We start from the raw sequence: 14389 nt of genomic DNA, 5'->3' as shown, positions 1-14389 counted from the left end.
TCGTCCTCGAAGTGTCTGGGTTGCAGCTGTTTGGCGTCAACAATACCCCAGCGATTGCTGCCCAACAATGGAAAACGCCCGGTTTCCCGGGCGTTCGGTCGTGCGACGCGGCGTGGTTTACGCCGCGGTCTTCTTGGGTGCGGCCTTTTTCACGGCCTTCTTGGCGGCGGTTTTGGTTGCCGTTTTGGTTGCGGTTTTGGTCGCTGCCTTCTTGGCGGGCGCCTTCTTCGCAGCCGCCTTGGCCGCCGTCTTGGTGGCGGTCTTCGTCGCTGTCTTGGCCGGCGCACGCGCGCGGCCCGGCTTCTCGGGGCGCGGCTCGAACTCGAAGCCGACCTTGCCGTCCGGCTGACGCACCAGGAACGCCTTGAACTTGCGGTTCGTGCGGCTGGACACAAAGCCATCGAGCAGATCGGTGCGGCCGTTGGTCAGCAGCTTTTCCATCTGCTCGCGCGAGATCTCCTGCTGCAGGATGACCTTGCCCGACCGGAAATCGCACGACTTCTCGGGGCCGACGGACTTTTCGCAGACGTAGCTCATGCCGTGCTCGAACACGCGCGACTGGCATTTCGGGCACGGACCCACCGGCGTGTGGCCGGAGAAGTCCACGGCTTCGTTGTCGTCCTCGTCGTTCTGGCCGAAGTCGAATTCCAGCTTGTACTCATCGCTGATGCGCAGGATGGCGGCAAACGGCCGGCCCATCTTGCTGATGAAGCCTTGCAGCGGACCGATTTCGCGCTTGGCCAGCAGTTCCTCGACTTCGGGCAGTTCGAACGTGCGGCCGCCCGGGTGCTTGCCGATCGAGAAGTCGCAGGCCGTGCAGGCGTAGCGGCGGTAGTTTTCCTTGACCACCGCGCCGCATTTGGGGCACGGCGTGGTCAGCGTGGCGTAGTCGCCCGGCACCGTGTCGCGCTCGTATTCCTTGGCGCGCTTGACGATGACCTGCGTCATCTGCGCGATCTCGCGCATGAAGGCCTCGCGGCCCAGACCGCCCTGCTCGATCTGCTTGAGCTTGTGCTCCCATTCGCCGGTGAGCTCGGGCGAGGTCAGTTCGGCCACGTCCAGGCCCGACAGCAGCGTCATGAGCTGGCGCGCCTTGGCGGTGGGCACCAGGTCGCGGCCTTCGCGGCGCAGGTAGCTTTCGTTGAGCAGGCCTTCGATAATGGCCGCGCGCGTGGCCGGGGTGCCCAGGCCGCGCTCGGACATGGCCTCGCGCAGTTCCTCGTCGTCCACCAGCTTGCCCGCGCCTTCCATGGCCGACAGCAGCGTGCCTTCGTTAAAGCGCGCGGGCGGCTTGGTCGACAGGCCGACGGCTTCGATTTCTTCCGTGCGCACGGTCTCGCCGTCCGCCACGGGCACCAGATTGGCGTCCTCGCCCTGGGCTTCCTTGCCGTAGACGGTCAGCCAGCCCGGATTGACCAGCACCTTGCCGTCCGTGCGGAAGCGATGCCCCTGCACTTCGGTCAGGCGCGTCGTGACGCGGTACTCCGCGGCGGGGAAGAACACCGCCAGGAAGCGCTTGAGCACCAGGTCGTAGAGCTTGGCTTCGGCTTCGCTCAGATCGTGCGGGATCTGCAGCGTGGGGATGATGGCAAAGTGATCCGACACCTTCTTGTTGTCGAAGATGCGGCGGTTCGGCTTGACCCACTGCTGGCTGACGACGGTGTCGGCATGGCGCGCCAGGCCGCCCACGGCGTTGGAACCGCCCTTGGCCAGCGCGCGCATGGTTTCCTGCACCGTGCCGATGTAGTCCTCGGGCAGGTAGCGCGAATCGGTACGCGGATAGGTCAGCGCCTTGTGGCGTTCGTACAGCGTCTGCGCCAGCGCCAGCGTGGTCTTGGCCGAGAAGCCGAAGCGGCCGTTGGCCTCGCGCTGCAGCGACGTCAGGTCGTACAGGGCCGGCGACATCTGGCTCGACGGCTTGGATTCTTCGGTCACGCTGCCCGGCTTCTCGCGGCAGGCGGCGACCACGCTTTGCGCGGCGGCGGCCGACCACAGGCGCGATTCGCGCTTTTCGGGATCTTTTTCGTCTTTCTTGAACTGCGGGTCGATCCAGCGGCCTTCGTACAGGCCCGCGGCTGCCACGAAGGTGGCGCGCACTTCCCAGTAGTCGCGCGGCACGAAGCGGCGGATGCGCTCTTCGCGTTCGGCCACGATGGCCAGCGTGGGCGTCTGCACCCGTCCGACCGGCGTCTTGAAGAAACCGCCGTCCTTGCTGTTGAAGGCGGTCATGGCGCGCGTGCCGTTGATGCCAACCAGCCAGTCGGCTTCGGCACGCGAGCGCGCCGCGGCTTCCAGCGGCTTCATCTGCGTATCGTCGCGCAGGTTGGCGAAGGCCTCGCGAATGGCGGCCTGGGTCATCGACTGGAGCCACAGGCGCTGAATCGGCTTCTTCACGCCCGCGTATTGAACGATGTAGCGGAAGATCAGTTCGCCTTCACGTCCCGCGTCACAGGCGTTGATGATGGCGTCCACGTCCTTGCGCTTGGCCAGGCGGACAAGCAGCTTAAGGCGTTCGGCGGACTTCTTGTCGGTCGGGCCCAATTCGAAGGCAGGCGGAATCACGGGCAGGTGCGTGAAGCTCCACTTTCCCTTGACCGGATCGTTGGGCGCGACCAAGCTGAGCAAATGGCCGATGCTGGAAGCGAGGACGTAACGTTCGCTTTCAAAATAGTCGCCCTCGCGCGCAAAGCCTCCCAAGGCGCGTGATATATCAAGGGCCACCGAGGGCTTCTCGGCAATAATCAGCGTTTTATTCATGTGTATCCAGTGGCGGTAGTCCCGCCGTATCAGCGCGGATAATAAGATCGGAGATTCGCCAGATGCAAGTCGGCACTGAAAGCAAAGCGGGATCCGAACTGCACGCTTGGCGTCAATTTTTGTCGCGAAGCACCTTGTGGCTAGGGGTTTTGCTGCTGGGCAGCGCTGCCGTTTGCTGGGTTGCCGCCAACTGGCAAGACATGACAAAAATGCAGCGCTTTGCCGGCGTGCAGGGTCTTCTGGCCGTGTGCGCGCTGGCCGCCGCGTGGTCCGGATTGCGCTTGCGCGCCCGGCCCGGCGTGCGGCGCAGCATCCCCGGCGCGCTGCTTGCACTGGCCGGCATTCTGCTCGGCGCGCTGCTCGCGCTGCTGGGCCAAACATATCAGACGGGTGCCGATACCTGGGAACTGTTCGCGTGGTGGGCAGTGCTGCTGCTGCCGTGGGCGCTTGCCGCGGGCAGTCAGGCGGTGTGGCTGCTGTGGGCGTTGGTGCTCAATCTTGCGGCCGCGCTGTGGCTGGGTGAACGCGTCTTCACCTGGATGATGATATTTGGCGGTCCGGGTCTGCCCAGTCTGCTTATGGCCGTCCTGAACCTGCTGATGCTCTTTGGCTGGGAAATGGCCGCGCGCCGCTGGCGCGCCAGCACGGTATTCGGACCGCGCATTCTTGCGGCCATCGCGATCAGCGTGCTGGTCCTGGCCCTGATGTTCGGCGACTCCATCGTCGGCGGGCTGGGCACCTACAACGGCATTGCGTGGGTCGTCGTCACGCTGGGCCTGGGTCTTTACTATCAGCGCGGCCGGCGCGATCTCGTCATCCTGGCCATGCTGGCCGCCGGCGTCATCTGCGTGTCGCTGCGCGTCGTCGGCGAATGGCTGTGGCGGCTGGAGCCCGGCGTGTGGGCGGCGCTGCCGCTGGCCGCCTTGCTCATGGCCGAGGCCGTCGTGGCTGCCCGCTGGCTGCGCGGCCTCAGCAACGAAGCGCCGGTGCCCGTGCCCGCCGCAGACGCCGAACCCGCCGGCGCGTCGGCCGGCAACGCCGTAGACCCTGCCGATTCAAACGCGCCCGTTGCGCAATTGGCCCCCGCCGCCGTGCCGCGCGCCGAGCCGCCCTGGTACGTGCAGTGCCTGCTCGGCCTGTCCGCCTGGCTGGCCACCCTGCTTCTGCTGCTGTTCGTGGCGTTTTCCAATCTGATCACCACCGAAGGCGGCGCGCTGGTCGCCGGGCTGGTGCTGTGCGCCGCGGGTGTGGCGGTGTTGCGCAGCGATGCCGGCCCGTTCTGGCGGCAATGCGGCACGGCGATGGCCTTCACGGGGCAGATCCTCATCATCTTCGGGCTCTCCAGTTCGACCTCGTTCGCCAGCGCCAGCTTCTTTGTGCTGCTGATGGCGGCCGCGGTGTATGCGCTGGGTCCCGACGTGATCCTGCGATTCCTGAGCGGTCTCCTGATCGCCCTGGCCAGCGCGGCGCTGATCTGGCGCGGCCTGTCGCCCGACCTCATGCAGGAAGACCTGATGGACGCGTGGATCCGGTTCGACGCGACCCGGGCCACCTTCCTGTGGCTGCCCATCGGCGTGATCGGCGCATGGGCGACCGCCGTCATCCTGACCGTCAGCCACCGCGTGGGCGCGCGGCGCGGCCATGCGCTGCAGCCGCTGGCGTGGGCCTTCCTGCTGTCCGTGCAGGGCATGGTCTGGCTGGCGAGCGGCATTTCGGTTATTGAATTGCCCGCCATCTGGCAGTTGGCGCCGCGAACCGCCATCCTGATCGTGGCGGGCGCGCTGCTGCCCATGGCTGCGGCGCTGGCCGTCCTGTGGCCGCGCCGCCGCCTGCTGACCGGCGGCGTCACCTGGGGCGTGCCGATCGGTCTGCTGCTGCTGGCGCTGTTCTGGCTGCCCAGTCCGGGCGTCGGATTCGCCCTGACGTGGCTGCTGCTGGGGTTCGGCCTGAACCAGTCGCGCGTCATGATCTTCGGCGCCGCCAGCCTGCTGGCGTACCTGGGTGTCTATTACTACCAATTGGAACTGCCTTTGCTGCAGAAGGCGCTCTGGCTGAGTGGCGCGGCGCTCCTGCTGTTCGTCCTGCGCGCCGCGGTGTGGCTGGTGCCGCGCCTGATGCGCACGCAGGCGCCCGTGCAGCCTCGCCCGATGCCGCCGGTGTCCCCAGCCTTGCGCTGGCGCACCGCGGCCATTCTGGGCGGTCTGGCGCTGGTGCTGGCGGCGGCCAACTTTGGCATCTGGGACCGCGAAAAGCTGCTGGCGTCGGGCAAGGTGGTCATTCTTGAGCTTGCCCCGGTCGATCCGCGTTCGCTCATGCAGGGCGACTACATGGCCCTGAATTTCGCGGCCGGGCGCGAAGTGACGCGCTTGCGGCTGGGCGGCGACCGCACCGACGTGGACGGCGTCATGGGGTTCGAGCCCGACGGCTACGTGATGCTGACACCGGACGCGCGCGGCGTGGCGCAGCCCGTGCGCATCCAGCCTGATGTTCACCCGCACGCCGAAACCGAAGTGCCGCTGCGCTATCGCGTGCGCGGCAATGGCGTGCGCATCGTGACCAACGCGTGGTTCTTCCCGGAAGGCGAAGCGGCGCGGTATGAAGTCGCGCGTTTTGGTGAGCTGCGCGTGGCTGACGACGGCGAAGCGTTGCTGGTGCGGATGCTGGGGGCGGATCTGCAGCCGTTGTGAACGGAGGCAGCGTTAAGTGTGCCGGGCGTTTTCGGTGGACGCCGGTTTGACCCGGATTCGTGCGGATGCAATCAGTCGCGCAGAGCCGCCGGTCAGCCCGGAAACCGCTCGGCCCAGCGCACCGTCGCGTCTTGCAGGAATGACGCGACATCCGCAGCGGGCAGCGGCGTAAATCCCAATGCCGCCCACGCGGCCTGCAAGGCTGGCAGCGGCGAGCGCGTGTCGATCGCCGGTGCGCCATTCTGCTTCGACAGTTTCAAACCGCTGGCGGGATCCAGAATCAACGGCACGTGCAGGTAGCGCAGTGGCGGCAAGCCCAACAAGCGCCCCAGCACGCGCTGGCGCGCCGTGGAGCTGAGCAGATCGGCGCCGCGCACCACGTCAGTCACACCCTGCGCGGCATCGTCCACCACCACGGCTAATTGATACGCCCACAGCCCGTCGGCCCGCCGCAGCGCAAAATCCCCGACTGCCTGCGCCACGTCTTGCTCCTGCGCGCCGAGCCAGCGATCCTCGAAGCGCTCCAGCCCTTCAGGCACGCGCAACCGCCAAGCGCGGGCCTCGCGTCCCGCCGGCAGTCCGTGACGGCAGGTGCCGGGATACGGTCTTTCGCCGTCGGCGCCCGGTGCTGTCTGGCCGCGCAGCGCCGAATCGGCGATCTCGCGCCGTGTGCATCCGCAGCCATAGATCAGACCCCGCGCGGCAAGTGCATCAAACGCCGCCTGGTAGGCGTCGTTGCGTTGAGACTGCCAGACGATCTCGCCGTCCCAGACAAGCCCCAGCGCCTGCAACTGCCCCATGATGACGTCCGCAGCGCCCGGCACCGTGCGCGGCGTGTCCACGTCCTCGATGCGCAGCAGCCAGCGCCCGCGCTGCGCGCGCGCGTCCAGCCAGCTCGCCAGCGCGGTCGCCAGCGAGCCCGCATGCAGCGGTCCACTGGGACTCGGGGCGAAGCGGCCAACGTAATTCAAGGGAACGTAGACAAGACTTCAGCCCGCACGATCAAGCGCGGGCTGAGGGGTTGGAAGTGCGGCGCGTGAACGCGTGCTCAATGCAGCAGGCGCCCGCCTTCTTCGTCGAGCAGCTCTTCGAGGACCAGATTGTCGATCTCGGCTTCCTGGCTCCAGAGAACCATGAGGGCAATGATCTTGATCTTGGAGAGCGGCACGGGCGTTTCCGGCGAGGCCAGGCCCCGGTCGATGACGATCTCGCGCAGGGGCGCGGGCAGCACGCCGGCCGATTCCAGAAAGGCGATGAAGCCTATGGACTCGGTGCCGAGCTGTTGGTATTCGTTATCGGTGTAGATCCGGGTGCCGGACGTGGGCGCCTGGGCCAGGTCAACGCACCGTTCGGTGGTCTCGGCAAGGCCATACAGCCAACCGAGCGCGTCGTCGATGTCCTCGTGCTCGAAACCGGCAGCGGCAAGCCGCTTGGCGAGCACATCGGCAGCAGGACAGGCCTGAGGCGTGTAGTAATTCTCGAACAGATAGACCAGGATATCGAACATATGGCGCAGTTTGTGCCTGTTTGCACAGTCGGCCCGCATATCGGCAGACCAGCAAACATGAATTTTACTTTACGCCGATTTATTTTGCCGGGCAACCGGGGAAAAGGCGGATGTTGTACTACGTCACCTTGCACGCAAGGACGCCTATTTTGCACCCAAATGCTGACAAAATGGCTGATTCAGCAAAAAGGGGCGGTCCCGCGTGGGTCCGCCCCTTTTTTGCTTTGCTTGTCCTGCGTTACGCCACCTTGGGCGCGTTCTCCAGTTTCAGGCCCGCCAGCTGGCGGATGAAAACGGGGATGCAGATCACCAACCCGATGATGCCGCTGGTCAGGCCCGGAATGATGGTCAGCAGCGCGCCAATGGTGCACAGCCACCGCTCCCAACTCTTCATGCCGACCAGCATGAAACGCGACAAGGCCGCCGACAGCAACACCAGGCCGACCATGCAGCCAAGCAGGGTCACGAAGAACTCGTACCAGGTGAAGCCCTGCACCGAAATCAGCAGCGACGGCGAGAACACAAAGACAAACGGCACGATCAGCTTGGTGATGCCCAGCCGGAACGCCGTGTTCCCGGTCTTGAAGGGATCGCTGCCCGCCATGCCCGCCGCCGCGTATGCGGCCAGCGCCACCGGGGGCGTGATGTCCGCCAGGATGCCGAAATAGAACACGAAGAAGTGCGCCGCAATGGGCTGCACGCCCAACTGCACCAGTGTCGGCGCCGCGACGGCCACCATGATGAGGTAGTTGGCGGTCGTGGGCACGCCGCAGCCCATCAGGATGCAGACGATGCCGGTCATCACCAACGCCGCGATCAGCGTCAGCGACTGCATGTCCGTCAACGCCTCGGGCAGGAAGAACGCCGCGCCCGACGCCAGCGCCTGCGACGCCGCGATCACGATGTACGAGATCTTGAAGCCCACACCCGTGAGCGTCACCACGCCGATCACAATGCCCACCGTGCCGGCCGCTGCGCCGACAGCCAGCGCGTACTTCGCGCCGGTTTCGAAGGCTTCGTATAGGTCGCGCAACCGCAGCCGCGTGTACGGATTGAGGATGCCCACCACGATGCAGCCCGTGATGCCCGCGAAGGCCGCCAGATACGGCGTGCGGCCGCTGGCCAGCATGCCGATCAGCATCGCCAGCGGGATCAGCGTCGGCCAGCGCATCTTGAACGACTGCTTGAGCTTGGGCATTTCCTCGGCGGTCAGGCCGCGCAGGCCTTCGCGCTTGGCCTCGAAGTGCACCTGCATGAACATGCCGAAGAAGTACAGGAACGCCGGAAAAATGCCCGCGATCGCGATCTGCTGGTACGGAATGCCCAGGAACTCGATCATCAGGAACGCGGCTGCGCCCATGATGGGCGGCGTGATCTGCCCGCCCGTGCTGCTGGCGGCTTCCACGCCCGCCGCGAAGTGCCGCGGGTAGCCCACGCGGATCATCGCCGGAATGGTCAGCGACCCCACCGTCACGGCGTTCGCCACCGACGACCCCGAGATCATGCCGAACATCGCCGAGCCGAACACCGACACCTTGGCCGGCCCGCCCGCGTAACGCCCCGCCACGGTCGAGGCCACATCCAGGAACAACTGGCCCAGCCCGATGCGGGTGGCCAGCACGCCGAACAGCACGAAGTGGAACACGTAGGTCGCCACCACGCCCACCGCCACGCCGTACACGCCCTGGCTGGTCAGGTACATGTGGTTGACGACCTGCGACCACGTATTGCCCGCGTGCTTGAGCAGACCGGGGAAGTACGGCCCGAACATCGCGTAAGCCATGAACACGATCGCGATGATCGGCAGCGGCCAGCCCATTGCGCGCCGCGTGGCTTCCAAGAGGCCGATCAGCAGGATCGAGCCCATCAGCACGTCCTGCGGCAGCGGATTGCCCACGCGGAACGCCAGGTCCTCGAAGATGTACGGGATGTACAGCACCGACAGCGCCAGCGCGATCGCGATGATCCAGTCGTAAAGCGGAATGCCGCCCGGCGCATACCAGGTCGACTTGGGTTCGCGCTGGTAATGCGACTTGGAAAAGCCGAAGACCAAAAAGATCAGGCTCAGCACAAAGGCCAGGTGCACGCCGCGGTGCGTCGCCTCGCGCAGCAGGCCGAAGCCGGCGGTGTAGTAATGAAAGATCGAGAGGCTGACCAGCAGGCCCGAGACGATCCACGTGGCAGTCTTGTCCAGCGGCCGGAAGCGGATTTCCGAATCGTACTTTTCCGCCAGCTTCTGGGTTTTCTCGTGATCGATTTCCATCGCGGTGATTCTCAAGATGATTCAACAAGCAGGGCCGCACAACGGCGGCCCTGCTCAGATTTGGCGCCAACAATAGGCGCCGCAGACGCGTCGGGGTCGAGTTACTTGATCAAACCGATTTCTTTGTAGAACTTCTCGGCACCGGGATGGAACGGGATGCCCGCGCCCTTCGTCGCGTTTTCACGCGTGATCAGCTTGCCCTTGGCGTGGCCGGCGTCCAGCGTCTTGCGCGTGGCGTCGCTGTACAGCGCCTTGGTCACTTCATACACGGTCTGCTCAGGGATCTTGGCCGACGTCACCATCTGCGCGTTCACCGAAATCGTCTTGACCTCGGGAATGTTCTGGTACGTGTTGGCGGTGATGACGTCCGGCGTGAAGAACTCCTGCTTGGCGCGCAGTGCGTCGATTTCCGGACCCACCAGCGACACCAGTTCGATGTTGCCCGTGGAGGCCAGTTCGGCGATGGCGCCGGCCGGCGCGCCGCCCACGAAGAAGAACGCGTCCAGGCCGCCGTCCTTGAGCTTGTCGCCCGCCTGGTTGGGCTTCAGGTATTCGGCCTTCACGTCCTTGTCGGTCATACCGTACGCGCCCAGGATCAGGCGCACGTCGACCAGCGTGCCGGAGCCCGGCTCGTCCATCGACACGCGCTTGCCCTTCAGGTCGGCCACGCCCTTGATGCCGGAACCCTTGCGCGTCACCAGATGGATGCTTTCCGGATACAGCGTGGAGATCAGGCGCAGGTCCTGCGCCTTGGGCTTGCCTTCGAACGTGCCCGTGCCGCTATACGCCCAGAACGCCACGTCCGACTGCGTGAAGCCGGCTTCAAACGAGCCGCCCATGATGCCGTTGATGTTGGCGACCGACCCATTGGAGGCAACCGCCGTGGCGATCAGCTTGCCGGGTTGCGACACCGCGTTGCCGATGATGCCGCCGATCGGGTAGTACGTGCCCGCGGTTCCGCCCGTGCCGATGCGGAAAAACTGCTGGGCTTGTGCCGAACTGGTGGCGCCGACAGCGGCGACCGCGACGGTCAGGGCGGTGATCCAGTGCTTGAGTTTCATGCGAGCTTCTCCGGTACTTGTTGACAGGTCTGTCGGGTGACGTGGGTCGTCTTGTCATCGCCGGCGCGACAGCGTTGCCGCGCCGGAAATGGGCCTCCCCTTGGGGGCCGTTTTCATGATGAAATTCTGTCATGCCGCCCACTGGTAGCCAATGGTTACGGGGCTATCGTTTACCTGGGGGTGAATCGCCCGTTTGGTTATGGGTGGTCCCGCTTTGGTTATGCGCGTGTTACCTCTCAAGCAGTCAGACTACGGAGTCATCAGGATGTCCCAGGAAGTCATACGCGGCATTGCGCTGCCCCCGCCCGCGCAACCGGGCTATCCCTTGGCCCGCGTCGATACGCCCAGCCTCGTGCTGGACCTGACGCCCTTCGAGGCCAACCTGCGCGCGATGCAGGCCTGGGCCGACCGCCACGACGTCGCGCTTCGGCCGCACGCCAAGGCGCACAAGTGTCCGCAGATCGCCCTGCGCCAGCTTGAGCTGGGCGCGCGCGGCATCTGCTGCCAGAAAGTCAGCGAAGCCCTGCCTTTCGTGGCCGCCGGCATCCAGGACATCCACATCAGCAACGAAGTCGTCGGTTCCGCCAAGCTGGCGCTGCTGGGGCAGGTTGCGCGCGTGGCGAAGGTCAGCGTGTGCGTCGACAACGCGCACAACCTGGCGCAGGTGTCGCAAGCCATGGTGCAGGCGGAGGCGCAGATCGACGTGCTGGTGGAAGTGGATGTCGGCCAGGGCCGCTGCGGGGTGTCGGACGACGCCCTCGTGCTGGCGCTGGCGCAGCAGGCGCGCGACCTGCCCGGCGTGAACTTCGCCGGCCTGCAGGCCTATCACGGGTCGGTGCAGCATTACCGCACGCGCGAGGAGCGCGCCGAGGTCTGCCGCCAGGCGGCGCGCATCGCCGCGTCCTATGCGCAACTGCTGCGCGAGAGCGGCATCGCCTGCGACACCATCACTGGCGGCGGCACGGGCAGCGCCGAATTCGATGCGGCCAGCGGCGTCTATACCGAATTGCAGGCCGGCTCCTACGCCTTCATGGACGGCGACTACGGCGCCAACGAGTGGGACGGCCCCCTGGCGTTTGAAAACAGCCTGTTCGTGCTGGCCACGGTCATGAGCAAGCCGGCGCCTGACCGGGTGATCCTGGACGCGGGGCTCAAATCCACCACGGCCGAATGCGGCCCGCCCGCCATCTTCGGCGAACCGGGTCTGACGTACACCGCCATCAATGATGAGCACGGTGTCGTGCGCGTGGAGCCGGGGGCGCAGGCGCCCGACCTGGGTGCGGTGTTGCGCCTGGTGCCATCACACGTGGACCCCACGTTCAACCTGCATGATGGGCTGGTGGTGGTGCGGGACGGCGTGGTCGAGGATATCTGGGAAATCTCGGCGCGCGGCTTCTCGCGCTAATAGGTCCTTCTGAGGGGGCGGTTAGCTAGCGCGGTGCACGGTCACGATCGACCGTTCACCCCTCAAGTCCTCCCATGCCGCGGTTCGCAGGAACGAAAAAAGGCCGGCGCGCCGTCAACGCGCCGACCTTTGGATACAGCCCGCAAGCGTCTACTTGGCCTGCTGCTGGATCTTTTCCCCGCCCCTTTCAATGTCTTTGCCGGCACCTTCCATCGTGTTGCAACCGGCGGTCACGGCGGTAATCGCGAGCATCAGTGCAAACCAAATACGGTGGGTCATTTTCTTCTCCTTCGGGCGTTCATTGGACGTTGCGGTCATGCCGATCGGCAGCCGCAATTACTTGTCCAGCAAGTCCCGTGCCTGATCCTTCGCTTCTCCCACATTGCGCTGCACTTTACCCTCGGCTTTCTCCACTTTTCCTTCGGCTTCGGTGCGGGTGCTGCCCGTCACCTTGCCAGCTGTTTCCTTGATCGCGCCCTTCACTTCCTTGGCGGCGCCCTTGATGCGGTCCTTGTCCATGTCATCGATCCTCAGGTTTCAGGTGGGGTGAAACCGCGCCGGGGAAACCCGGAGTCCGGCGGCGGACAAGTCCAATATAGGAACCGCGCCGCACCCGCGATAGAGGCATGCGCACCAGGACAGGTGGTGCATTTTTACCTGCGGCTCACGCCAGGTTCGTCATCCCCAGGAACTGCCGCAACTCCACCGTGGCCGGCGCAGTGAACAGTTGTTCGGGCGGGCCGATCTCGTGCACCCGGCCCTGGTGCATGAACACCACGCGATCGCAGACCTCGCGCGCAAAGCGCATCTCATGCGTCACCATTAACAGCGTCATGCCGTCTGCCGCCAGTTCGCGCACTACCGCCAGCACTTCGTTGACCAGCTCCGGATCCAGCGCCGACGTAATCTCGTCGCACAGTAGCGCCAGCGGCTGCATCGCCAGCGCGCGGGCAATCGCCACGCGCTGCTGCTGCCCGCCCGACAATTCGTCCGGCCACGCGTCGAACTTGTGCGCCAGGCCCACGCGGGTCAGCATCGCTCGGGCCATGTCCTCGGCCTCGCGCTCGGGGACACGCTTGGCCACCATGGGAGACAGCATCACGTTGCGCCCCACGGTCAAGTGCGGAAACAGGTTGAACTGCTGAAAGATCATGCCCACCTTCAGCCGCAGCGCACGCAGCCGCAGCTCATCGTCGCCCAACTGCGCATCGGCCACCATGATCGCGCCGCCGTCGATCTGCTCCAGCCCGTTGATGCATCGCAGCAGCGTGCTCTTGCCCGAACCGCTCTTACCGATGATGGCAATCACCTCGCCAGGATCGACGCGCAACGTCACGCCTTTCAGCACTTCGTTGTCGCCAAACCGCTTGCGGACGTCTTCAAGGGCGATGAGGGGCATGCAACTTCCTTTCCAGCCGGAGGCTGAGGCGCGACAGGGGCCAGCACAGCGCGAAATAGATCAGCGCCGCGCAGGCATAGACGGTGAAGGGACTGAAGGTGGCGTTGGTGATAACCGTGGCCGCCTTCGACAGTTCCGTGAAGCCGATGATGGACGTCAGCGCCGTGCTCTTGACGATCTGCACCGCAAAGCCGACGGTGGGCGCCACCGCAATGCGCAGCGCCTGCGGCAGCACGACATACCGCATCTGCTGCACGTAGCCCAGCGCCAGGCTGGCCGACGCTTCCCATTGTCCCTTCGGTATGGCCTCCACGCAGCCACGCCAGATCTCCGCCAGAAACGCGCCCGACCACAACGTCAGCGCCGCGCCCGCGGCCAGCCACGGCGGCACCTCCACGCCGATCAGCGACAGGCCGAAGAACGCCAGGAACAGCTGCATCAGCAGCGGCGTGCCCTGAAAAAGTTCGATGTATGCCCAACTGATGCGCCGCATCGCGGCCACGCGCGACGTGCGCATCATGAGCGCCAGCACGCCCATCAGCGCCCCGCCCGCAAAGGCTGCAAGAGACAGAATGATCGTCCAGCGCGCCGCCAGCAGCAGGTTGCGCACGATGTCCCAGGTAGAAAATTCGATCATCGTGCCGCCTTGCGGAACAGCCGCCGACCGGTCATGCGCAGGATCTGCCGCAGCAGCACCGCCAGTGCCAGATAGATGCCGGTCGTCACCAGATACACCTCGAACGCCCGGAAGTTGCGCGACTGAATGAAGTTCGCCGCAAACGTCAGGTCCTCGGCCGCGATCTGCGAGCACACCGCCGACCCCAGCATCACGATCACGATCTGCGACGACAGCGCCGGCCAGATCCGCATCAGCGCGGGCATCAGCACGACGTGCCGAAACACCTGCAGCCGCGACAGCGCAAGGCTCGCGCCTGCCTCATACTGCCCGCGCGGCGTGGCGTCGATACCGGCGCGGATGATCTCGGTGCTGTAGGCGCCCAGGTTCAATGCCATCGCCAGGCACGCCGCCTGCATTTCTCCAAGCTGGATGCCCAGCGACGGCAGGCCAAAGAACACAAAAAAGAGCTGGATCAGAAACGGAGTGTTCCGGATCAGCTCGACGTACGCGGTGACCGGCGCGCGCAGCCACGTCGGGCCCTGCGTGCGCACCCAGGCGCACGCGATGCCGATCGCCACGCCCGCCACCGCGCCGAACGCAATCAGTTCGATCGTCACGCCGATGCCTTTGAGCAGCACCGGCGTGTACTCGAACACCGAGGCGAAGTCGTACTGGTAAGCCATGACGGCCG

Annotated in this window: 12 protein-coding genes; 2 read left to right on the top strand and 10 right to left on the bottom strand. The window is 65.5% G+C overall.

Features of this window, described 5'->3' with window-relative positions:
- Nucleotides 1-117 precede the first annotated feature (117 nt).
- Nucleotides 118-2757, bottom strand: coding sequence for a DNA topoisomerase III (locus tag KW836_RS03155; RefSeq protein WP_218342432.1), 2640 nt, complete (start codon nucleotides 2755-2757; stop codon nucleotides 118-120).
- A 62-nt stretch (nucleotides 2758-2819) separates the two neighbouring features.
- Between KW836_RS03155 and KW836_RS03150 the strand changes: the two genes are divergently transcribed.
- On the top strand, nucleotides 2820-5444 hold the full coding sequence (locus KW836_RS03150) for a GDYXXLXY domain-containing protein (protein WP_218342431.1): 2625 nt from the start codon (nucleotides 2820-2822) through the stop codon (nucleotides 5442-5444).
- Nucleotides 5445-5536: 92 nt separating this feature from the next.
- Here the strand turns inward: KW836_RS03150 and gluQRS are convergent, their stop codons facing one another.
- The 4 genes from gluQRS to KW836_RS03130 form a co-directional block, all read right to left on the bottom strand.
- Nucleotides 5537-6415: a tRNA glutamyl-Q(34) synthetase GluQRS gene (gene gluQRS, locus KW836_RS03145; protein ID WP_218342430.1), complete on the bottom strand. Its 879-nt coding sequence runs from the start codon at nucleotides 6413-6415 to the stop codon at nucleotides 5537-5539.
- A 77-nt stretch (nucleotides 6416-6492) separates the two neighbouring features.
- Nucleotides 6493-6951: a DUF494 family protein gene (locus KW836_RS03140; RefSeq protein WP_056565848.1), complete on the bottom strand. Its 459-nt coding sequence runs from the start codon at nucleotides 6949-6951 to the stop codon at nucleotides 6493-6495.
- 238 nt (nucleotides 6952-7189) lie between these two features.
- Nucleotides 7190-9214 (bottom strand): TRAP transporter permease, encoded by a 2025-nt coding sequence (locus tag KW836_RS03135; protein WP_218342429.1) that lies wholly within the window; start codon nucleotides 9212-9214, stop codon nucleotides 7190-7192.
- Between the two features lie 101 nt (nucleotides 9215-9315).
- Nucleotides 9316-10275: a TAXI family TRAP transporter solute-binding subunit gene (locus KW836_RS03130; RefSeq protein ID WP_175185511.1), complete on the bottom strand. Its 960-nt coding sequence runs from the start codon at nucleotides 10273-10275 to the stop codon at nucleotides 9316-9318.
- A gap of 265 nt (nucleotides 10276-10540) precedes the next feature.
- Here KW836_RS03130 and KW836_RS03125 point away from each other — a divergent pair, with 265 nt between their 5' ends.
- Complete coding sequence (locus KW836_RS03125; RefSeq protein WP_218342428.1) at nucleotides 10541-11680, top strand: DSD1 family PLP-dependent enzyme; 1140 nt, start codon at nucleotides 10541-10543, stop codon at nucleotides 11678-11680.
- Between the two features lie 150 nt (nucleotides 11681-11830).
- Here KW836_RS03125 and KW836_RS03120 read toward each other — a convergent pair whose 3' ends face one another.
- From KW836_RS03120 to KW836_RS03100, 5 genes are all read right to left on the bottom strand, one after another.
- Nucleotides 11831-11959, bottom strand: a complete 129-nt coding sequence (locus KW836_RS03120; protein WP_218343253.1) for an entericidin A/B family lipoprotein — start codon at nucleotides 11957-11959, stop codon at nucleotides 11831-11833.
- A gap of 57 nt (nucleotides 11960-12016) precedes the next feature.
- Nucleotides 12017-12199, bottom strand: a complete 183-nt coding sequence (locus KW836_RS03115; RefSeq protein ID WP_076518134.1) for a CsbD family protein — start codon at nucleotides 12197-12199, stop codon at nucleotides 12017-12019.
- 145 nt (nucleotides 12200-12344) lie between these two features.
- Nucleotides 12345-13079 (bottom strand): amino acid ABC transporter ATP-binding protein, encoded by a 735-nt coding sequence (locus KW836_RS03110; RefSeq protein ID WP_218342427.1) that lies wholly within the window; start codon nucleotides 13077-13079, stop codon nucleotides 12345-12347.
- Nucleotides 13060-13716, bottom strand: a complete 657-nt coding sequence (locus KW836_RS03105; RefSeq protein WP_218342426.1) for an amino acid ABC transporter permease — start codon at nucleotides 13714-13716, stop codon at nucleotides 13060-13062. Before KW836_RS03105 ends, KW836_RS03110 begins: the two co-directional genes overlap by 20 nt.
- Nucleotides 13713-14381: an amino acid ABC transporter permease gene (locus KW836_RS03100; RefSeq protein WP_105236846.1), complete on the bottom strand. Its 669-nt coding sequence runs from the start codon at nucleotides 14379-14381 to the stop codon at nucleotides 13713-13715. The genes KW836_RS03105 and KW836_RS03100 overlap by 4 nt, the downstream gene beginning before the upstream one ends.
- Nucleotides 14382-14389 lie beyond the last annotated feature (8 nt).

This window comes from Achromobacter sp. ACM05 (assembly GCF_019218915.1).
GTDB lineage: Bacteria > Pseudomonadota > Gammaproteobacteria > Burkholderiales > Burkholderiaceae_B > Achromobacter > Achromobacter animicus.
The sequence above is the reverse complement of the archived record's forward strand: the minus strand, read 5'-3'. Positions and strand labels throughout refer to the sequence as shown.